The sequence below is a fragment of the Pedobacter sp. B4-66 genome, assembly GCF_018492665.1.
Taxonomy (GTDB): domain Bacteria; phylum Bacteroidota; class Bacteroidia; order Sphingobacteriales; family Sphingobacteriaceae; genus Pedobacter.
Genome location: NZ_JAFVME010000010.1, coordinates 222,882 through 241,550, shown reverse-complemented (window position 1 = coordinate 241,550; position 18,669 = coordinate 222,882). Strand labels below are relative to the sequence as shown.

Genomic DNA, 18,669 nt, shown 5'->3' with positions numbered 1-18,669 from the left:
TTACTTAAAATACATCTTCTAATTCTTGTGGTGCAGTGTCGTTGTAAACGAAATACATCCTCATCAATAGGGCATCCCTCCAGTCTGGAGATTTGCCTAAATCTTTTTTTATTTCTGCCTTTGGCTTTAATCGTAATACCTTATCATCGTCAACTTTCCATGTTTGCAGCTGCTCAATCTCAATCACTACTTCATCCTTTGTATCTGGATCTAGTTCTAAATCAATCAGGATTTCTCTTGCATTAATCATTTCAGCAAGCTTGTAACCGCATTGAGTCTGAAGGTTAGCATAGTTTTCTTCGAGATTCGTTTCAGGATTTAATAGTGAGCTGCTGTTGTTAACGAATCCCAAAATCTCACAGTTGTCAACTACACCACCACCGACACCATCATCATCAGCAATACATCTGTCTTTAGGGATGTTGTATTTGTATATAAAGTGGTTTATAGCAGTTTGTAGATCGGTTGTAGATGATTTCTCGAACATTATATGATCAATAACTACAAAACCATCCCAAACCAGAATAACAGCCTTGTCTGATCCATACCTGGCTATATCTGCTGTCAGATACATTTTGCCTGTACGCTTAACGGAGTTGATGCCAAACATTCCTAAGATGTCATCATAAGCACATAGAGCAGCTGGATTATCATCATAATCAAAGTTTCCTTTAAGAAGCCTTTCACGCTTCACCTTATCGGTGATTTGCTCCATGTTCTCAATGTAATCCTGTGATAGAAATGGGTTATCCTGGTACAATGCTCTGATGAAAGCATATGCAGGATCAAGCATCTTGTTTTTGAATGGCTTCCAGAAGGTTGTGAATAACCAATTCTTTTTTGGATTGGCGGTGATCAGGATTTTAGGCTTAATACCATATTCTGCATTCATGTGCCTACCAACACGAGATTTGAGTGTATCGAAAGCAGCAAAGTGAACCTCACCAGCTTCTTCAATCCAGCCTCCAGTATATTCCTTTGAGCCTAAACGCTCGAACATCGGGTCTTTTTGAGGGTAAAACGATAAGTCAAGGAACACAATCGCAGATCCGTTATTAAACTTAATCTCGTTATCTGCATATTTCCATTCGGTGTAACCATACTCTTTGGCAACCTTTCCGAATGTGATTAACACGGATTCCCGCGTATCTTTTAAACTATCACGACCAATGAACCACCTTGTACCTGGAAACCTCCAGCTCATTGTCATTAACCAAAAACATCCTAACCAACTTTTACCACCTCCAGCTGCACCGCCATAGAAAACAAACTTTACAAGGCTATTCCAATGGAGTTTGCCCAGTGCTATTAATTGTTTCTTGCTTAGCTGCTTCAAAATATTTAGTTGTCATTGTCGTTATTGGCTAATTCCTCACATTGGGCCATAAAGGCATCAAAACCATTGAATATTGGAGAGCCATCCTTACCGGTGATCTCTTTTTTCTCAGCAGCATAGTGGCCAAGAATCTTCCTACGCTCGATGCCAAGCTTGTAGATCAGGTCTTGATACCTCGGATCACCATAATTGATGTTGTCTTTGATTGTTTGCTCTATTGAAGTGGTTTTGATACCGGTATTTGCATCATCAACTTCATCTTTCAGCGCACCTTTTGAATCAACAACCTTTACCGGTGTAGCCTTTGCAGCTGTTCCGGATTGCTTTTTTGAAGTAAGCTTATTGTCCTTTTTAGACTTATCCCATGCCTCCCAAAGCTCTACAAGCTGCATATCGATTCTTTCCAGCTCCAACTGAATAGCAATCTGAGTATCTTCTAATCTGGCTTTGCGTGCTTCGGTCAGCAGGAAATCAACATCTTTTTTAACAGTGGCCAGTGAATAGGTGATAATAGCCGGAAACTCTTCAAGTACTCTTTCTCTGATCACTCTAAATGAGTAACCACGTTTATGTAAGTCAGCTACCAATACGAGCCTATGCTCACGTTTCTGCTTTGCTTTAAGATTTGGATCGTTCTTTCCCATCTACTTAAGTTTAGCACCAGGATATCTGGTAAGTAAATCTTCAATCTCAATTCTTACAGTGTCGTATTCTGCGAGTTCGTCAAACTCGATCGTTAACCTGACTTTAGATACTTTGTCGATCGGCTCATCAACTTCGATAGGGGTAAGGTCAGGCAGGATCATTCCCCAATCGGTAAGCTCTTGTTCATCCCACTCATTTGCCAGTAAATCAAAGTCATCCTGACCAAAAGCAATATTATCCTTAATGATGTAGGCTTTGATCTTTTCAATAGGGGTTTCAATAGGGATGATTTTACAGAGAACTGTTTTATCGGTTCTGAAATCAGTAATGGCTTTTAACCACTCATTAAAGTTTTCATTCTCTTGTTTCTGTTCAACAATGGCCATGAAGTCGGCATCTGGAAGTCCTTTGACATGAATTATTGCCTTAAGCCTCATGTTTCCAGCAATAGAAACATATGCATCAGCATAAGGAACTACTAATAATTCCCTTAGTTGCAGCATTTCCGGATCATCAATGATTGATTTTACAAGTGCGTCAAACCGCTCATCACGAATGAATCTTGGATTTTTAGGAATGCCAGATATCTGACCATCATTAGGCCAAATGTTTACTGTAGGAATTAGTTTGGTTTTAAAATTCATTACCAGATCTGTTATATAAACAAAATTAGGTAATGGTGTATCCAATAGATGCAGTTGATTCTATAATGCTAAGTTGATGATGTAATTTTTTGCGTATAACTCAAAAATTTAGCTGAAATCATTTATATTGGAAGTGAATTAACAAACTTAAATTATGGATTTTGAAATTTCGAGATTATACCGTTCAGACGGTGAAGATGAGCGATTAGTACTGTTGGCAAATTCTGATGCTGATATAGGTGAATATGCTGCTATGGATTCTACGTATGACGAAGCCTCTGATGAGCTAACAAACATCTTTAGACACATTTTTTGGTTTCCCAATCAACAGGTTAAACGAGGAGAAAAAGTTATCCTGTACACTAAAAAACATTCAGGAGGAAAGACTTACACTTACGAGCCCCCTAAAAATGGTAATGTTGGAAAACATTTTTTCTATTGGGGATCTGATGCTAATGTTTGGAACAATGATGAGGATTCAGTAACACTGATTAAGATCACAGGTATACAAGTGAAAAGCTATAAAGATATTCAGGCAAAGAAATAAATAGAAGAGAGGCTCTATAATATGATTTTATAGAGCCTTTATTCTATCAATGATACCAATTACACCCACAACGCAAACAATATGCTGCACTTGGTCCAATACCATGATTGGATGTTAGGGTAGGATTTGTGCATCTACACCACAATGGACCATTAGTTTCTTCACCCTCCGGCTTACGATACCCGTACAATGGAGACTTGCTGTATTTCTGCTTTTCGGATTGCTCTTTCATGGTTTAACCTCCAGTTCTTCACCTGTTAAAGCAAAATAGAGGTTTTGAATCTGATGAACATATTGAATGTGACCAAAATAATTTCCTACGTATCTAAATCCAATCATGCCGTCAATTTCACCATAATTGTTAAAATCGTATCCTATTTTTGCATTGTCAATCAGGTCAAATCTGGTTCTTACATTGCTATGATAGGTTTTTTCAAATCCAAGAAGCAATAACCATTCTACTGTTATTTGAATAGGTTTGTAGGGGAGTGGATATCTTGATATTTTTAAAATCGTTTCAGGTTTTACATTAATAACAGTTCCTCGTTTGCTGATTATATTTCCTATCCTTAGTTCGTTATTCTTCATCATATTTCAGCTCCTTTCCAGTTAAAGAGAAATAAAGATTCTGCAGCTGATGTACATATTCTGGATATGCTACATAAACATAATCATCACGCTCATTTTTATTAGTTCTGGTTAAACAGCATGTTTTTGTCAACAGCTCAACACTTAATTCTTCCCCGCCACCGAAGCCTAGAACAATGTGCCTTTCATCATCGTCTCCTTCAAAACCGAACTTAATGAGCCATTCTTCTGACAATGGTATTGGTTCAAATGGATGTGAATGTCCTTTTGATGTCGCTTGATTTATAAACCCTATCCTCCTTGATGTTACTGGTTCAACAACATTTTCAAATGCCATTAAAACCAAATTACCGATTCTCAATTCGTTAGCTTTCATAGCATATTGTTTTTTAACTTTTGCTCGAAAATTTGAAGAAATACATAGGACTTATCTTTGCTAATGGTAAAAGCCACGTGAAGCTTTTTATCCATGTCCTCTACACTTATACCAGTATCCTGACAATACTTTTTAAGATGCACTAAATAGTGTTTGATAGCGCCTTCTTTGGCATTGTTAATTCCTTCTTTGTTGACATAAACTTTATCCCTGGTGTCATTAAGTTCGATTCTAAAATCAATGTCATCGTTTTTAATGGTCTCATCGACATATTTTAAAAATTGTTCAGGTTCCCATGATCCACAATGTTTACAAACCTTATCTCCGTTAGGCAGATCTAGGTATCCTGCCAGTCGCCCAGTGAATGGGCATATTTCAATTGTTGTTTCCATATTTTGTTTTTTTATAATCCATAAACCAACATGCCAGCATCCCTCCCATGGTTAGAGGTTCTTTCCATCCATCCGGTGATCATCTGGAACTGTTTTGCATCTACCTTTGTCCTGATACGTTGAGGGGCCACAAGCTCATAAGATATTCCTTCAGCCTTTAGAAATTCCTCCCATTGCTTACACTGAATCTTTATTGCTCCAGCGCCTTGCATCTTTGCGTTTGAGTTGAAACCGTAACGTTTACGCTTTCGAGCATCCTCAACTCTGACAAGTATTTTTCCTCCTAATGCAAGTGCAAGCTCCCATTGATCTTTTACAAACTTAAAAGCCTCATGGATTTTCATCGTTTTAACATCCATCAATGATTTGTTCCTGTATCCGTAAGCAGCAACACCGGTCTTGGTACCAGGATCAATCCCTATCACCATCAGCAATTCAGAATTTTTTCTACATGCGAGGCTGCTGGACATACGTGTGTTCTCATTTTTGTTCACTCTCTTGCTGTTCATGATTCTCATTTTTGTTAATATTTGGTTCGGTTTCGTTAAACAAGTACTGCTTGCTATCGATGAGTTCGTCAAGGTTTGTCCCTGAAAGGACAATGTCATCGAAGTACTGTAGGAGTGCTACTCTTTTGGACATGTTAAGTATCAAGTCCACTGCGAAACCTTCTTGAATATTTTCGATGTCTCGTTTGATGATGTTTCTATCTTGTTTGCTTAATGTTAGTTTTAGCTTGTGTTTTAATCCTGTTATCAGGATTTCTTTTGCTTTATCAACAAACTCCCATTTCTTTTTAGCTGAATATTGAATCAATTTTAATCGGTTTAAGAACGTGTAGACTACTAGCGCAACTAGCGATATGTCTTTTCCGTACTTTTTGTCCTGATAAGCTTTTAAGGCGTTGTTTTTGGCTGTTATAAACTTTGTATTGATATCCGGTTCTATCCTTTCTGGTATCATTAATACTTCCTTTGCGAATTGTTCACGTTTTTCTGATGATAAGTGTGCTTCAATAAAATTTTCAAAACTTACAACTCCCAGTCCCATGAATTCACCATATTTTCCGCGGATACCATTTGCAAATGCTTCTGGTATTTCGTGCAGCCTGATTGATGGGAATTTAGATGGAATACTATCTGCAAGCTTATTAGCCATGTATTCTTTATCTTTGTTTGATGGCTGTTTCCAGCTTAAATCAGTGTAAGACGTTGCCAGTGCCATAAGGATAACAGCAAATATGTCATCATCAGAATTATGCTTAATTGACGGTACTGTTAGCGGATTGTTTACCGATGGGAGGTCAGGAATAACAAGCTCCTGACCATTTCGCTGCAATGATTGATTATTCTCTGTGTAATCAACAATTATTTGTGTAATATCTTTAGACATTTTTCCTCCTTTCTACTCCGGCCCATTCCATTGCTGCATCTACACCTTTATTGCTGGCAGGTGCATTCTGGATAACTTTTTCTTTTTGCGCGGAACTTTTTTCTTTTTGATTTTTGATTTGAAGATTGATCCAGCTAAAACAGTGTCTACGAGAATCGTTGAGATCTCTTTTGTCCTGTCCAGCTGCTCGCTGTAATTCAAAGAATTCTGAAATCCATTTCTTCATTTCTTTCTGATCATTTATGCCAAATTTTTTCATCATGCTTTCATGCCAAACCTGGCTTTGATTTAAGCAAATGAATTCGACATCTTCCATGGAAGAATACACTGAAGAAATGCCAAAAGGAATTGGATTTTTTTGTGATGATTTTTCCTCTTCTTTTCCCTCTATCACCTCCTCATCTATACTTGGAATCCTTTCCTCTATAAGTTTACTTATGTAGTCGTCATCTGGTGACACCTTTTTTTCTGATAAGGTGTCATTTGGTGATACCTTTTTAAGTGGTAAAGTATCATCTGGTGACACCTTTAGTTTATCATAAAGGTGTTCAGATGTGACACCTTTTTTGTGATTTTTTACCAAATAAATTGTATTTATTTTTCTACCATCACCAGAATTAAAATCTATTAAACCGCGGGATTTTAGGACCTCTCTACACTTCTTCATAGCGTTCACACTCATACCAGAATCATCTGTTAAATGCTCATTGCTGTAATTAAATGGATTCTTTCTATGTAGATCATTCCACTTAAAAAGCAGTGCGAAATAAACAGCCTTTTCATTCGGGGTGAATGAGAACTCTTTATTTAACTTCCAGAAGTGGTTTAAAAGGTCAATATAATTCATATAAACTCCTGTATTTCTTTGCTTTTAAGCGTTATTGTTGTTTGTTTTTTTTTGTCTACTAATCCGTAGTAGTGTTTGTATAGGTATCTATCAACGGTTGTAAGCGATATTGAGAACTTTTTTGCTAGTTGAAATTCATTCAGCTCACCAGATACGAACAGTTCACACAAGTCTGCTAATTCAACAGGAGATAGTCTGCAACCATTTAATGAGCTGAATTTTTTCATTACGCTGCCTCCTGTCTTATTTCTCTTAATCTTCTGCCCAATGTTTCAGCCTTTGCCTTTGGTACCAATGGATGAACTGAATTCCCTATCTGCTTTTTCTGATGGGATTGGTTACCTTCTAACTCAATTGGTTTACCCTGATTATTGGTCAATCCTTGAATAAGTAGTAGTTCTGGAACCTTAAGCATTCGCATCTTGATATCTCCGATCTTAAACATGATCATGAATTCCAGAATCTTCATTCGGATAGATTTTTCTATCATAGGGCCGTAAATCGGTTGATTATCGTTGATCAGATTCTGATATCTTACGCTGCACAACTCTTCTAGTAGTTCAATATCTATATCCGTAAAGAAGCTATTAAACTCTACATCCATTAATCCTGGAATCACCTGCGTTAAATACAGAGGGGCTTTATCTTGTCTCGCAATAATAACAGGACAAGGTGCATCTGTTGAGGTAGAGTGACCACCATGTGAAGGATTTACTATGTAATGATGTCTTCTGCTTGCAAGTAATGTTGGGGCCGGTTCATCTACAGATCTACCGACATTTCCATAACTTGAATCCATAATAAAAGGAACAGCTGTTACCTTATTGTGATGATCATTTGTTAAAATTGATCCTGCAGGTTGTTCTATTGATTGGTGATTTGCTTTTCCGCTAAAAGTTTTATCTAACCAAACAGCCTGTATTTTTGTAAGTCTGTCTTTTGTAGTTAAAGTGCCAGCAGGTTCATCTATCGAATTAATATTGTCGCCATTACCATAATATTTTGCAATGAAAGCGGGGTTAAAGGGGATAGGTTGTACAAGAGATTGACCATCAACGCATGTAACCGTTCCTGCTGGCCCATCGACAGAAATAACCTTTCCTTCTGGTTTTCCAGAGAAGTACTTTGTAATAAAGCACATTCCAAGTCTGTTTTGACAAGATATTGTTGGACACGGATTGTCAATATCAGTAGCAGTTTGTTTAAAGCTACCATCCTTGCTCATACTATTGTATCGTAATAAATAAGCGTCCTTTCCACCAGCTACATATTTGACAAGACCAGCATAAATCCGTTCTAGGGTTTTGTCCGATAGTGGTTTTTTGCGTCCAAATATGCTTTTGCCCTCATCATCGAAATCAAGTACGTCTTTTACTGGTTTCCATTTTTCAAGATTGCCAAATAAACCATTGAAAGTTGGTTTTTTAGAATGTGTAGGTTCCGGCCATACGATCGGTAAACCATGTTTTGCGAAGCAACCAAATAACCGGTTTCTTGATGTGTATGCACCAAAATCAGCCGAATTAATCTCTTTCCATTGATCATGATATCCCAAATTATTAATATCATTTCTCCATCTCAACCAGTCTGATCCAGATTTCTTGCTTACTGGTTTGCCACGATCGTCAAGAGGTCCCCAACTCATGAACTCCACAACATTCTCAATCATGATGTAATCAGGGTTTAGGATCTGTATGTAGGAATCACCGGTGTAATACTCCTTTTTGGTTGGATCATAATGCATGTACAGGTTTTCTGCAAGGGTTCTACTATCTGCATCACGAGGCTGGCCACCTTTTGCTTTACTGAAGTTTGTACACTCTAAAGAAGCCCATAGGATAACTTTAGCATTAGGATACATTATCCTATACTTTAAAACTATATCAGCAAGTCCAGAAAGGTTTAATGTCCTGATATCCTCTTCAAAGTGTACTACTTCAGGATGATTTCTCCAGTGTGACTTAATGGCAATTGGATCGTGATTAACACATGCAGCTATAAGAGCTATCTTTTTGCCGTTTAATTCAGCGTTTGCAAAGCCGGTAGTAGTCCCCCCAGCACCGCAAAAAAGGTCAATAATGATAAATTCAATAGCTTCAGGATTTGCTACTAATGTTGGCCTAAACCCGCCACCCTCTGTGTACAGGAAATGTTGCTTACTTTTCATTTCCTACCTCCTTACTGTAGTTTGAGCATTCCAAAAGACTGCCCATTTTTAAGATATTTTCGTGATCTACCTTATTTATTTCGCCTGAATAGTCAGCAATATAACTCACAACCACCTCGCTGTTATACCAGCCTTTCCGCTCTTCATAGTTCATTTTGTTGAGTACATTTATTAAGGCAGTATTGATTTCCAGATATGTGATGCTAGATACATCAGTTGTTCTTTTGCCTATTACTTCAAGAATCTCAGATTCTAAATCGAAAATTCTTTTTTTGGATTTTTGCTTAAAAGTCATTAGGCTGCACCCTCCTCAATCAAGTCAAAAAGTGTTGGAACATTTTGCTTCAGCTCTTCAGATTTCAGATAACCTACAGCATCCAGAAAATAAACAGGGTTCAGTTCTATACCGTAACCTCGTCTACCTTTCTTAATTGCTCTTAGTGGTACGGTACCCAATCCTCCGAAATAATCAAGAACGATATCATCCAGGTTACTCATCTGCTCAATAACCCTGTCGGCAATATCAAACTGCATTGGGCATACATGGGCTTCTTTTCCGTTGCTCCATTGTGACCCATTAAGGGTAAGCATACGTGTAATATCAGTCCATACTTCTTCTGACCAGCTTTGAGGTTGAAGCAACATAAATCCAGGAGGGAGTTTGCCAGCTGCTTCAACAGTTTCAGCTATCTTTACAATTTGCTCAAAGTCCCAAACTTCTTCTAAGCTGTGTGTTTTGAATAGTTTAAAAATGGCATCAGATTCCAGTACTGCAACTTCTTTTGGGTTCAAAAGTCTCTCCCCACAACTACGGGTAAATCCGTGCGCATCCATTTGCCACCTAGCACGGGAATAACCGTTTCCGGAAAAACTGCCAGTAGTTTTTATGTATTCACGTTTCTCCTTAAACACAGGGATATCAGCATATGCATTGCTGTTGTCACTTGGTGGCTTACGGAATAATAGCAAGTACTCAGGCATACCCACACCCATTTTAGAGCCATCCTTGCACTGTTCAGTCCATCCCAAACGATAAGTTTGCGCGTTTTCACGTACTACATCTGTCACGATGGTTTTCATTCCTATGTAAGCAAACCCGTGTTTGGTGTAATGATCAATACACTTGATGTGTACTGGGCTAACTGTTTGGAACCCTAGTCCGTTTATACCCCCTGGCACAATCCTATCTTTCACATGTATAGCGCAAATTCTACCAGGCATTAGCACACGAAATGCTTCTGGTGTAGAATAATCCATTTGTTGCCAAAATTCAGCACTGCTTTCACAATGGCCATAATCCGCGTAGTTAGGAGAATACTCATACTGCATTTCAAATGGAATGGAAGAGCATATCAACCCAATTGAGTTGGTTTCAATCTTTGGTAACTCCAAAACATTGTCATTATTTACATATGTAAACCGATCGCCTTTTACCTCAACACGATCAACACCCATTTTACGAGTAAGCATTTGCGCCATCGCTGCTTGCGATAAGCCATATTTCTTTATGATTTCAATCATTTTTTTAACCATTACATTGTGTTGATTCCATTTTCTTTCCAGCTGCTTTCTGATCTGTCTTTCAGCTTCAGTATAGATCAGGTCGATAATCACTTGGCCAGTCTGTCCAAATCGATGAGTACGGTGAATTGACTGTATGAAATCATTAAACTTGAATCCGATACCGGCATAGATGGACCGGCTGCAAAATCTCTGCAGGTTGGTTCCTGAACCAAGCATGCACGGTTTACCTGCCAATTTTTTAAGCTTACCTTCTGAAAAGTCCGAAACAATTTCTTCCCTTAATTCCAGCTTTTGGGAGCCGAATACGGATTTACAGTCAGGGAAAGTCTTTTCGATAAGTTTGCGTTCAGGCTCCAGATCGTGCCATAATATGAAATGTGATTCCTGATCCTCTTGTACCAGTTCATACATTTTGTGTATACGGTTCACTAAGCTTAATTGCTTTTCTTTTGCTGATCCTTCTAATCCGATCGCTGTTTCTGCAAATGCTTTATATTGACCATTACGTTCAACACCAGCTTTTGAATGATCGGAAGGTATTTCATGCCACCTTACTTCTAATGGTGGTAAAATGTATCCTTTATCATCATTATCATCACCTGTAAGATCAGAAGGCTTTGAAACGAATAGTGCCCAGCTGGCAACCCACATCCAAAACTCTTCTTCTTTGTGTTGATAGATCTTCAGGTTGTCAGCTTTAGTGCTATCACGCTTAAAGAATCGCGTTTTAGCTTGTGATACATCCATCACACCTAGAAAGTCGGCATAAGCCAATAACTCAATGTATTCGTTTGGTGATGGTGTTGCTGTAGCAACAAAACGGTAAGGTACCACATCAGTACCGCGCCTGTCTCCATTGGGACCAGCATCACCTGTGAATAGCCTCATGAACTCTCTGAAGGTTTTGGAACCACCAAGGCCTCGAAGCACAGATGCTTCATCCAGTGATGCCACACTGAATAAGCGAGGGTCTAACTTACCGTCTCTTATGGTTTCGTAATTGGTTAAGTAAATTCCGGTTTCTTCAGCCTCTTCAATTCTTCTGATGAACTTAGGTGGAGTTTCCCATTTTAGAAGTTGTACTGCATCCCTTATGAATTCTGCTCTTACGCCTAGTGGGGCAATGATCAATCCTCGACCACCTATTTTTGTTAAGGTAATCCTTATGACTTCCAGTTGAGTTACGGTTTTGTGTAGTCCGAATGAAGCAAAACAGGCCCTTCGACCACCCTCCACCATCCACTTTACCATAAGTCTGTTATGTGGTTTTAGTGCTGGGTTTATTTCCTCATCCGTAATGGAAAACCCAGTACTTTGAGCAAGGCGTACCTTACCTTTTAAAAATTCTTGATAATCCTTTTCCATTCGTTGTTGCGATTGGTTAAGGAGGGGCTACTGACGCTGATCAAAGCTTTTTTTTACCCCTCCCGTGGGTTAGTAATTGATTAATTATCTTGAACGGTAGTTGCTGATACCGTTTTTGATTTCTGTTGATTAGATCTTTTTAATGATTTTAGTCAGTGATTCCGCAAATTCAGCAGCCATAGCCCTCATGCTTGAAACTCTTGTTTTATCACCGGCAAATTTTAGATAATAGTCCCGTTGCACGGTTAATTCACTTTTAACAGGCAAGGTATTTGGCGTTTCATTCGCCTTAACTTCATCTTTCAGCAGTTGACGTTTCTTAATGTCTTGCTTTAACTGACTTAGTTGTGCGTCAATTTCGTGGCTTTCGGAAACAAGTTCCCGTTTAGCTGCAACAAGTTCATCATAGGTCTCACCCTCCTTAACGTATTGAAGCATTTGCTTTTTTTCATTGATTTTAGCTTGGATCTGCTGTTTTTTAATACCCAACTTAGAACGTTTAGATTGCATATCTAAAATTGAGTGTTGAATGTCATTTGAATCTGCCATGATAGTGTTTTTAAGGTGTTTATTGATTGATTCCTAGAAGCTTTTCACATATCTTCATTGTATCAGGCGCAAAGTCTTTGCTGTACATCCAAGACACATAACCTAGATCTTGTTTTGCCTTATTGCCTTTGTATTGGCCGAAATTGAAAACTATATCACCATCATCATCAAGTGTAAACTTTCCAGATAGATCCAGTATTTCCTTATCATGATTGCTGTAAAGACTAAGCGCTTTAAGATCTGTTGGTAAATCAGGATACATATCAAATTGCCCTAACAATACATCTACGGTGGCATTGATATCTGCTTCAGCACTGTGTGCATTTTCCAAATCATAACCACAAAAGAATTTTACAGCTGCTGCCAGTGTTCTTTCCTCTTTTCGTTTAAAGATGTTGCCAGGATCTACTATTGAAAATTGAGAGTAATCCCAATATTTTCCGATTCTAAGGAACTCAAAGAATAACATTGGTACATCAAACCGGATTGCATTATATCCTGCAAAATCGCAGTTGGAAATAAATGACCATATTTCTTCAGCTACCTGACTGAAAGTCGGGCAACCAACAACATCCTGATCGGTTATTCCATGTATTGCTGTTGACTTTGCAGGTATTGGCATTTGTGGGTTTATAAGCCACGTTTTTGACTCTAGGGTATAATCAGGATGAACCTTTACAAATGCTAATTCAATAATTCGATCGGTATCTGTTTTAAGTCCTGTAGCTTCGATATCAAAGAAGGCTAGGGGACGGGTAAGTTTTAGTTTCATAATTGGTGCTTTAAAGGTTAATAATGGGTACTGGTAGTACATTAACAGGGTAAATCCACATCCAATAAATATTATGGGTGTCTAACAGCTTGCTTTTTTGCGGATAATATTCAATGGCCACTGTTTCCTCACCGAAGATTTCGTTTTTGATTCTGTTCATTTCGGACCAGTGATTCTCTATCGGTTTGTTGAAATGATTTTGAACCATTACTCTTGTTGCAAAGCCGGCAGTAGTAGCTTGGTTTTCGTAAATCATTACGGTGTACCTGTTGTTCTTAAAGGCTTTAGTCATTCCAGGTGGAACGTAATCTGCTTTCTGCAGATCTAAAGGAGCAAACTTTGTTTCCTTTTCTTTTAACAATCGTGAAGCAAGCGCGCTTCTTTGTCTTGATGCTCTCATTACTCTTCCTCCCTGAAATAAACTTTATAGAAGTTCAAACCTTTGTCATCATCGTAACCCTTTTCAATAAGATCTTTGTTGCCGTGTACATGGATCTGAAAGTTTTTGTCTAGCTTGATTACACTCTTTAGGACCCGACCTGTTTTTTTAACAGCTGCATCCGATATATTGAAACAATCAGGAATGTTTGCATCAAAGTCCTCGTTGTAGATGGATTTGTATTCTTTGAATACATCTATAGCACCGGCATTATTAATTACTTCGTTTGAATACTCATCCATATCGAATGATTCCTTTTCCTTAAAGTACTTTAAGCTCTTATTCAGAAGGTCGGACTTGTCAGCAGCTGACATATCGAAATGATCATCAAGTTTATCAGCAATAAAGCTTCTACACAGGTTGATCATGTTTGAAGTAGTTGAGTATTCGTTATTCTGAATCTGAATACGAAGAAACTCATCTTTCCAGTAAAGAGCTTCGACACCTTTATTAGTTCTGTCGAGTACTGCAATCTTAAAACCGTTTGATTTGTCAGAATTAAAAATTAAACAGCCCTTATCAAGTTTATCGATATTTATTGCATCCTGCTCAAAACTTAGATCGAAAGCATCGTTTGAAGGGCTAACCTTAAGATATGTTTCTTTATTCTCAGTCTTGAAAATACCAATTGCATCTAGTAGTTCGCCATCGATTTGAACATTTTCGAAATATGCCACATACAGTTCTCCAGATTTAATCTTTGGGTGAGTGGCTACGTCATATAGGAATTTGGCTATATCCTTGCTTTTATCATGGAAAGTAGCGCCACCGTCAATAAATGATTTTGCATCATCAAATATTTCAGAGCTGAAATGATAAAGTTCGTTTAGAGATAAGTCGTTATTAGGATGATAAAAGTTGTACCTCTCATTTACGCCTTCAAAATGTCTAAGAAAATAGCTTTGTAAAATATTGCTTAATTGTTGATTTTTTAAATCAACTGGGTGTTCAGAAAGTACGTAGAACTCGTCTTGTGATTTATTGCCAACCCGATGCACCGAAAGCATCAATATTGTTGCTTCAAAAAATGATATCATAACTTTATGATTAAAAAGGTGTTTTATTGAAATTAATATCTAAGCCTTTTGAGGCTATGTGAACGTTTTTTGCAGTTAGTTCCGTTACCTCGTTTTTGAACCTTTCAGCATGGCTATTGCTGTCTGAAAGGTGAATAAGGACAATGTTATTTACTGATTTAAGGTCATTTGCTTGCAGAAATCCTTTGCATGTAGCAAGGCTCATATGTGATCTCAATACTCGGTTTCTTAAAAAATCTGGAGTTGCACCAGCTGCCACTTTCTGATCAAGTATTGATTGGCAATAATTAGCCTCAATAATCACATTATGCATTCCTGGTATCTTGTATTCACAGAAATATGTATCCGTGATAAAGCAAAATCTACCAGTTTCTGTATGTTCAATCATGAATCCTACACAAGGAACATCATGATTAAGCGGGAATGCCTTAACTCTAAACGAACCAACATTAAAAGATTTCGATGCATCAATAGCCTTTAAGCGGTGGCTTTTGAATCCAAATGTTTCGGATGTTTCAGGTAAGCTATAAAGATCTATACCTGCATTAACTAAGTCTTTTGCTCCAATACAATGATCCTTATGGCTGTGTGAGACAATACACCCCACCACCTTTGTTAAATCGAATTTTAAAGCCTGTTTTATGTCCTTAAACTTTACTCCGCATTCTATTAATAATGCTTCATTGTCGTTGTAAACGATATAAGCATTACCAATAGAACCGGAACTAACTACCTTTAACTGCATGTTAGAAATTCATCTTTACTTCAGGTGAATCCTCTTTTTTTTGCTCTGACTGGTCAAACTTTTCAGATGGCTGAATAGCGGATTTATTTTCATCAGCTGCTTCTGGTTCCTTATCATCGAAGTCTACAGTCTTGGTGTTGGCGTTTTGATCAATGGTTGATTGAACGTTATCTGATACCTTTTGATTAGTGACATCAACATATTCAGTATCAACTATGTCCTGTATTTCTTCTTCAGTTCTCATGCCCATTGATATCTCGGGTGCATATTCATTTGTCCAAAAGGAAGCTGCACGATATCTTAACATCTTTTCTGGCATAGTTTTCCATTTCGATCCGTCTTTGTCATACCATCCCTCCAAACAGGCCATTTTAATAGATACTACTGAGCTAATTAGTTCTTTACCTGATGCCAAGTCGGTTGCATATGCGACGCAGGTGATATCATCCATATCCTTATAAGCGGTTTCATCATAAGACTCCATCACCTTTCTTTTTTGGCTTTCACCAGGTAATAGTTTCCAAACTGCACGAGTTGCTTTTAATACCCCGATCTTTCCTTTGTTTTCAATTTTGTATTGCATAGGAGTAAAGCGACCGCAAGTATTTACCGTGGCAATTAGAAACTTTGATGACCATGATGGTCGGCCTTGTACTATGTACATATTCTGCATAACCATTAATGGTTCAGCGCCCATTCTAAGGGCCATATTCATTGCAATCATGCAATTGGCTACAGCTTTTCTTTCAGCTATAGCCATTTTGTCAGGATCGGTTTCTTTGAATCGATACATATCCGGCACTAAGTCAGAATAGGCCATATCTAAGGCCATTTCTTTCATGATTGATGCTTGTTCACGATCAAATGGATTGAAAACCGTTAGGTTATTTGTGTTGCTGCTGTGTTTAACGATGTTTGTCATAATGTTGCTGTTACGATTTATTTATTAGTGTTTTTATTCTATTAATGGTGCTTTCTGAAAACTCTGGTAGTAGGTTAGGATTGGGACAAAGTTTTTCCATTACTTTATTTGCTATGCATAGGATTAAAAAATCCTTGTTTAGGTACGGGTTGCTGGATTTGGCTATAATCACAATTTCATTAAGTGCTTGGAGAAGTGCAGGTGATAAAGCCATCAGTTTCGCATCATCGGGGTTGAATATTGATTCTGCAAGAATATAACCCCCGTAATATTCTACTTCTTGTTTTTCCCAGTCTCCACGCTCGATATCCTCAGTATAATATTTTGTTCTTTGGCTAGTAACTACCACTCCTGGATATTTCCCAACTGTCCATTTTCCTCCTGTAATCTCCATGGCTAAGCGACTCTTAAATACTTGTCCGAAGGCGATACAATGAAGCTAATCACTTGTGAATCCGTTTCAGGGATATTGGTCACGCTTTCTCTATTATCCAAGAAGATTGGAGCATAGAAAGAATAATGTTTTGAAAGTGTGTTGATAATGTCAATACCAGCCCATGCTTTGCCAGCTGTGTTCAGATCAGAGAAAGGAACACCTTTATAGACTGTTTGGCATGTTTCTTCTAAACCACCGTTAATGTTTTTACTGAACATTTTGAAGGTTACGAACTTGAATAGACCATTAATTCTAGTTTCAACAATATCAATTTTTGATTTATTGAAATCATCAATAACAAATTCAATGTTTTCCAGATCGGCCAATTGCTGTGATAAGTTGGATTGTTCGTTTTCCAATTGTGAAATCCTTTCCCTATCATTTTTTATTACCTCACGGTCATTCAATTCTCTTTTAAGGGAATCAATGTTTTGAGAAATCTCATTTTTCTGATTTCTTAAATCGGAAACATCAAGGTCTTTCACTTCATTGGGAATAGATTCCAACTGTTTTATTGATTCAGAAATCGATACATGCTCTTGATGGTCTTTTATTACAACTTCAAACTGATTGTTTGCTAATACATCTGATCCGGTTGTATTTACCTCAAAGTGCTCTAAATCATCTTTTGCTTTTACAAGATCTGAATTTAAGGCAGCGATGGTGGTTTCTAAAGTCTTGATCATATCATCACACTCCTTTGTTTCAGATACCAGTTCAGCCCCTTTTCTGTTGATCTCATTCAATGAAAGGGTCTTATCAGTATTGAACCTCTTACGCATTTCTGCTTTTTTTGCTTCAATATCAGTGGCCTCGAACTCTCTGTTGCATGCTGGACAGCAAAATTCATTATCACCAAAAACCAGCTCTTTTGAATTTGTTGCATTGAAAAGGGATCTCAAATTTTCAGTTCGTAGGGCCAAATCTTCCTTTGCTTTCTTCCTTGATTCTAAAAGAAGTGACTTTGATTTTATATCCGCTTCAATTCGAGATACATTTTCTTGAATTTCCTTTCTTTTGTTTGCAACGTTATTCTGATTGGTTTGAATCTGAGATTTTACTTCTGATTCGATTGCAGAAAGCTTGTTTTTAAGGTTGAAAATTTCTCTTTGACGAGCCTGAATAACCTCATTCTGCTTATTGTATGATCTAGATTTATCATTTATTTGAGCATCTATTTCGGTAATCTGCTGGCTATATTGATTGATACTTACTTCAATAGTAGCGAAATCCTTTTCTTCAGGTATTCTCCTTAATGTCTCGTCAATACGAGTAGGAATCTGCTCCAAAGTATCTTTAATTGGCTTCTTTTTACCAGCAATTACTTTTTTATAATCTTCGATATCTTGGCCATTTAATGATTTAAGAAGCTTAATGAATTCAGGATTGCCAGCAGCAATCTGATCATCAGTGATGTTTCCAGCCAACTTGTATAGAAAATCCCTTCTTTTGGACCAATTTAATGAGTTGAAATAAAGCGGGTTGGTCACTAGTTTGAAAACAGTTTCATCTATTATACTTGAAACTTTACTCTGAAATTCGGTAGCATTCATAGGGACCTCATTCCATAAGAAATCCTGTTCATGACCGGTGAATTCAGGTACTTTTTCACCTCTTTTCTTTTGCCATTTCTCTCTGAATATCCTTTTCAATGAGCTTTGTATACCGTCAACATCAATAACAGCCTCAACAGAGTGATCTTGTTTGTTAAAGTCTGTCTTAAGAGTGTTTTTAATATTGAAGTCTTTACGGTCTTGACTGTCTTTGCCGAAAAATAGCCAGGTAAATGCATCCACTACAGAAGTTTTACCAGCTTCATTGGCACCATAAATTTCAGTTTGTTGATTAAAGTCTATTACAAGACTTTTAATCCCTTTGAAATTCGTAATGATGAGTTTTAAAAGTTTTACATTCATTGTTGTTGCGATTAAATAATTTATAATTGT

At 37.6% G+C, this 18,669-nt stretch carries 23 protein-coding genes; 1 reads left to right on the top strand and 22 read right to left on the bottom strand.

The window, feature by feature from the left end:
- Positions 1-4: 4 nt before the first annotated feature.
- Genes J1905_RS17835 through J1905_RS17825 form a run of 3 tightly spaced genes read right to left on the bottom strand, consistent with a single transcriptional unit; the run spans position 5 to position 2,625 of the window.
- Positions 5-1,336 carry a phage terminase large subunit gene (locus tag J1905_RS17835; protein WP_214228620.1) on the bottom strand — a complete coding sequence of 444 codons (1,332 nt, stop codon included), beginning with the start codon at positions 1,334-1,336 and terminating at the stop codon, positions 5-7.
- A gap of 5 nt (positions 1,337-1,341) precedes the next feature.
- Positions 1,342-1,980: a hypothetical protein gene (locus tag J1905_RS17830; protein ID WP_214228619.1), complete on the bottom strand. Its 639-nt coding sequence runs from the start codon at positions 1,978-1,980 to the stop codon at positions 1,342-1,344.
- Positions 1,981-2,625, bottom strand: a complete 645-nt coding sequence (locus J1905_RS17825) for a hypothetical protein (RefSeq protein ID WP_214228618.1) — start codon at positions 2,623-2,625, stop codon at positions 1,981-1,983.
- Positions 2,626-2,779: 154 nt separating this feature from the next.
- Here J1905_RS17825 and J1905_RS17820 point away from each other — a divergent pair, with 154 nt between their 5' ends.
- Positions 2,780-3,172 (top strand): hypothetical protein, encoded by a 393-nt coding sequence (locus J1905_RS17820; RefSeq protein ID WP_214228617.1) that lies wholly within the window; start codon positions 2,780-2,782, stop codon positions 3,170-3,172.
- Between the two features lie 46 nt (positions 3,173-3,218).
- Here the strand turns inward: J1905_RS17820 and J1905_RS17815 are convergent, their stop codons facing one another.
- The 19 genes from J1905_RS17815 to J1905_RS17725 all read right to left on the bottom strand — a co-directional run bounded on the left by J1905_RS17815 (position 3,219) and on the right by J1905_RS17725 (position 18,639).
- Positions 3,219-3,404, bottom strand: a complete 186-nt coding sequence (locus tag J1905_RS17815) for a hypothetical protein (RefSeq protein WP_214228616.1) — start codon at positions 3,402-3,404, stop codon at positions 3,219-3,221.
- A complete protein-coding gene (locus J1905_RS17810; RefSeq protein ID WP_214228615.1) occupies positions 3,401-3,763 on the bottom strand; it encodes a hypothetical protein in 363 nt (120 codons plus the stop codon). The genes J1905_RS17815 and J1905_RS17810 overlap by 4 nt, the downstream gene beginning before the upstream one ends.
- Positions 3,750-4,136, bottom strand: coding sequence for a hypothetical protein (locus tag J1905_RS17805; RefSeq protein WP_214228614.1), 387 nt, complete (start codon positions 4,134-4,136; stop codon positions 3,750-3,752). The genes J1905_RS17810 and J1905_RS17805 overlap by 14 nt, the downstream gene beginning before the upstream one ends.
- A complete protein-coding gene (locus J1905_RS17800) occupies positions 4,133-4,528 on the bottom strand; it encodes a hypothetical protein (protein ID WP_214228613.1) in 396 nt (131 codons plus the stop codon). The genes J1905_RS17805 and J1905_RS17800 overlap by 4 nt, the downstream gene beginning before the upstream one ends.
- Positions 4,529-4,539: 11 nt before the next feature.
- Positions 4,540-5,037 carry a hypothetical protein gene (locus tag J1905_RS17795; protein ID WP_214228612.1) on the bottom strand — a complete coding sequence of 166 codons (498 nt, stop codon included), beginning with the start codon at positions 5,035-5,037 and terminating at the stop codon, positions 4,540-4,542.
- Entirely contained in the window at positions 5,009-5,920 is a 912-nt protein-coding gene (locus J1905_RS17790) for a hypothetical protein (RefSeq protein ID WP_214228611.1), read from the bottom strand. The genes J1905_RS17795 and J1905_RS17790 overlap by 29 nt, the downstream gene beginning before the upstream one ends.
- Positions 5,913-6,767 (bottom strand): DUF7833 domain-containing protein, encoded by an 855-nt coding sequence (locus J1905_RS17785; RefSeq protein ID WP_214228610.1) that lies wholly within the window; start codon positions 6,765-6,767, stop codon positions 5,913-5,915. Before J1905_RS17785 ends, J1905_RS17790 begins: the two co-directional genes overlap by 8 nt.
- Positions 6,764-6,994 (bottom strand): hypothetical protein, encoded by a 231-nt coding sequence (locus J1905_RS17780; RefSeq protein ID WP_214228609.1) that lies wholly within the window; start codon positions 6,992-6,994, stop codon positions 6,764-6,766. The genes J1905_RS17785 and J1905_RS17780 overlap by 4 nt, the downstream gene beginning before the upstream one ends.
- Entirely contained in the window at positions 6,994-8,934 is a 1,941-nt protein-coding gene (locus J1905_RS17775) for a DNA cytosine methyltransferase (protein ID WP_214228608.1), read from the bottom strand. Before J1905_RS17775 ends, J1905_RS17780 begins: the two co-directional genes overlap by 1 nt.
- Positions 8,924-9,229 carry a hypothetical protein gene (locus J1905_RS17770; RefSeq protein WP_214228607.1) on the bottom strand — a complete coding sequence of 102 codons (306 nt, stop codon included), beginning with the start codon at positions 9,227-9,229 and terminating at the stop codon, positions 8,924-8,926. Before J1905_RS17770 ends, J1905_RS17775 begins: the two co-directional genes overlap by 11 nt.
- Positions 9,229-11,823 (bottom strand): DNA methyltransferase, encoded by a 2,595-nt coding sequence (locus tag J1905_RS17765; RefSeq protein ID WP_214228606.1) that lies wholly within the window; start codon positions 11,821-11,823, stop codon positions 9,229-9,231. The genes J1905_RS17770 and J1905_RS17765 overlap by 1 nt, the downstream gene beginning before the upstream one ends.
- 129 nt (positions 11,824-11,952) lie before the next feature.
- A complete protein-coding gene (locus J1905_RS17760) occupies positions 11,953-12,372 on the bottom strand; it encodes a hypothetical protein (protein ID WP_214228605.1) in 420 nt (139 codons plus the stop codon).
- A 19-nt stretch (positions 12,373-12,391) separates the two neighbouring features.
- Positions 12,392-13,144 carry a 3'-5' exonuclease gene (locus J1905_RS17755; RefSeq protein ID WP_214228604.1) on the bottom strand — a complete coding sequence of 251 codons (753 nt, stop codon included), beginning with the start codon at positions 13,142-13,144 and terminating at the stop codon, positions 12,392-12,394.
- Between the two features lie 10 nt (positions 13,145-13,154).
- Positions 13,155-13,544, bottom strand: a complete 390-nt coding sequence (locus J1905_RS17750) for a DUF7694 domain-containing protein (RefSeq protein WP_214228603.1) — start codon at positions 13,542-13,544, stop codon at positions 13,155-13,157.
- Positions 13,544-14,620 carry a nucleoid-associated protein gene (locus J1905_RS17745; protein ID WP_214228602.1) on the bottom strand — a complete coding sequence of 359 codons (1,077 nt, stop codon included), beginning with the start codon at positions 14,618-14,620 and terminating at the stop codon, positions 13,544-13,546. The genes J1905_RS17750 and J1905_RS17745 overlap by 1 nt, the downstream gene beginning before the upstream one ends.
- A 10-nt stretch (positions 14,621-14,630) precedes the next feature.
- Complete coding sequence (locus tag J1905_RS17740) at positions 14,631-15,365, bottom strand: MBL fold metallo-hydrolase (RefSeq protein WP_214228601.1); 735 nt, start codon at positions 15,363-15,365, stop codon at positions 14,631-14,633.
- Position 15,366: 1 nt separating this feature from the next.
- Positions 15,367-16,287 (bottom strand): hypothetical protein, encoded by a 921-nt coding sequence (locus tag J1905_RS17735; RefSeq protein ID WP_214228600.1) that lies wholly within the window; start codon positions 16,285-16,287, stop codon positions 15,367-15,369.
- A gap of 10 nt (positions 16,288-16,297) precedes the next feature.
- Positions 16,298-16,681, bottom strand: coding sequence for a hypothetical protein (locus tag J1905_RS17730; protein WP_214228599.1), 384 nt, complete (start codon positions 16,679-16,681; stop codon positions 16,298-16,300).
- A 2-nt stretch (positions 16,682-16,683) separates the two neighbouring features.
- A complete protein-coding gene (locus J1905_RS17725) occupies positions 16,684-18,639 on the bottom strand; it encodes an AAA family ATPase (protein WP_214228598.1) in 1,956 nt (651 codons plus the stop codon).
- Positions 18,640-18,669: the final 30 nt, after the last annotated feature.

What these genes read in the sequence shown, in the direction of transcription:
- J1905_RS17830 (WP_214228619.1), bottom strand. Translation starts at nt 1,980, where the DNA reads ATGGGAAAGAACGATCCAAATCTTAAAGCAAAGCAGAAACGTGAGCAT.
- J1905_RS17825 (WP_214228618.1), bottom strand. Translation starts at nt 2,625, where the DNA reads ATGAATTTTAAAACCAAACTAATTCCTACAGTAAACATTTGGCCTAAT.
- J1905_RS17820 (WP_214228617.1), top strand. Translation starts at nt 2,780, where the DNA reads ATGGATTTTGAAATTTCGAGATTATACCGTTCAGACGGTGAAGATGAG.
- J1905_RS17815 (WP_214228616.1), bottom strand. Translation starts at nt 3,404, where the DNA reads ATGAAAGAGCAATCCGAAAAGCAGAAATACAGCAAGTCTCCATTGTAC.
- J1905_RS17810 (WP_214228615.1), bottom strand. Translation starts at nt 3,763, where the DNA reads ATGATGAAGAATAACGAACTAAGGATAGGAAATATAATCAGCAAACGA.
- J1905_RS17805 (WP_214228614.1), bottom strand. Translation starts at nt 4,136, where the DNA reads ATGAAAGCTAACGAATTGAGAATCGGTAATTTGGTTTTAATGGCATTT.
- J1905_RS17800 (WP_214228613.1), bottom strand. Translation starts at nt 4,528, where the DNA reads ATGGAAACAACAATTGAAATATGCCCATTCACTGGGCGACTGGCAGGA.
- J1905_RS17795 (WP_214228612.1), bottom strand. Translation starts at nt 5,037, where the DNA reads ATGAACAGCAAGAGAGTGAACAAAAATGAGAACACACGTATGTCCAGC.
- J1905_RS17790 (WP_214228611.1), bottom strand. Translation starts at nt 5,920, where the DNA reads ATGTCTAAAGATATTACACAAATAATTGTTGATTACACAGAGAATAAT.
- J1905_RS17785 (WP_214228610.1), bottom strand. Translation starts at nt 6,767, where the DNA reads ATGAATTATATTGACCTTTTAAACCACTTCTGGAAGTTAAATAAAGAG.
- J1905_RS17780 (WP_214228609.1), bottom strand. Translation starts at nt 6,994, where the DNA reads ATGAAAAAATTCAGCTCATTAAATGGTTGCAGACTATCTCCTGTTGAA.
- J1905_RS17775 (WP_214228608.1), bottom strand. Translation starts at nt 8,934, where the DNA reads ATGAAAAGTAAGCAACATTTCCTGTACACAGAGGGTGGCGGGTTTAGG.
- J1905_RS17770 (WP_214228607.1), bottom strand. Translation starts at nt 9,229, where the DNA reads ATGACTTTTAAGCAAAAATCCAAAAAAAGAATTTTCGATTTAGAATCT.
- J1905_RS17765 (WP_214228606.1), bottom strand. Translation starts at nt 11,823, where the DNA reads ATGGAAAAGGATTATCAAGAATTTTTAAAAGGTAAGGTACGCCTTGCT.
- J1905_RS17760 (WP_214228605.1), bottom strand. Translation starts at nt 12,372, where the DNA reads ATGGCAGATTCAAATGACATTCAACACTCAATTTTAGATATGCAATCT.
- J1905_RS17755 (WP_214228604.1), bottom strand. Translation starts at nt 13,144, where the DNA reads ATGAAACTAAAACTTACCCGTCCCCTAGCCTTCTTTGATATCGAAGCT.
- J1905_RS17750 (WP_214228603.1), bottom strand. Translation starts at nt 13,544, where the DNA reads ATGAGAGCATCAAGACAAAGAAGCGCGCTTGCTTCACGATTGTTAAAA.
- J1905_RS17745 (WP_214228602.1), bottom strand. Translation starts at nt 14,620, where the DNA reads ATGATATCATTTTTTGAAGCAACAATATTGATGCTTTCGGTGCATCGG.
- J1905_RS17740 (WP_214228601.1), bottom strand. Translation starts at nt 15,365, where the DNA reads ATGCAGTTAAAGGTAGTTAGTTCCGGTTCTATTGGTAATGCTTATATC.
- J1905_RS17735 (WP_214228600.1), bottom strand. Translation starts at nt 16,287, where the DNA reads ATGACAAACATCGTTAAACACAGCAGCAACACAAATAACCTAACGGTT.
- J1905_RS17730 (WP_214228599.1), bottom strand. Translation starts at nt 16,681, where the DNA reads ATGGAGATTACAGGAGGAAAATGGACAGTTGGGAAATATCCAGGAGTG.
- J1905_RS17725 (WP_214228598.1), bottom strand. Translation starts at nt 18,639, where the DNA reads ATGAATGTAAAACTTTTAAAACTCATCATTACGAATTTCAAAGGGATT.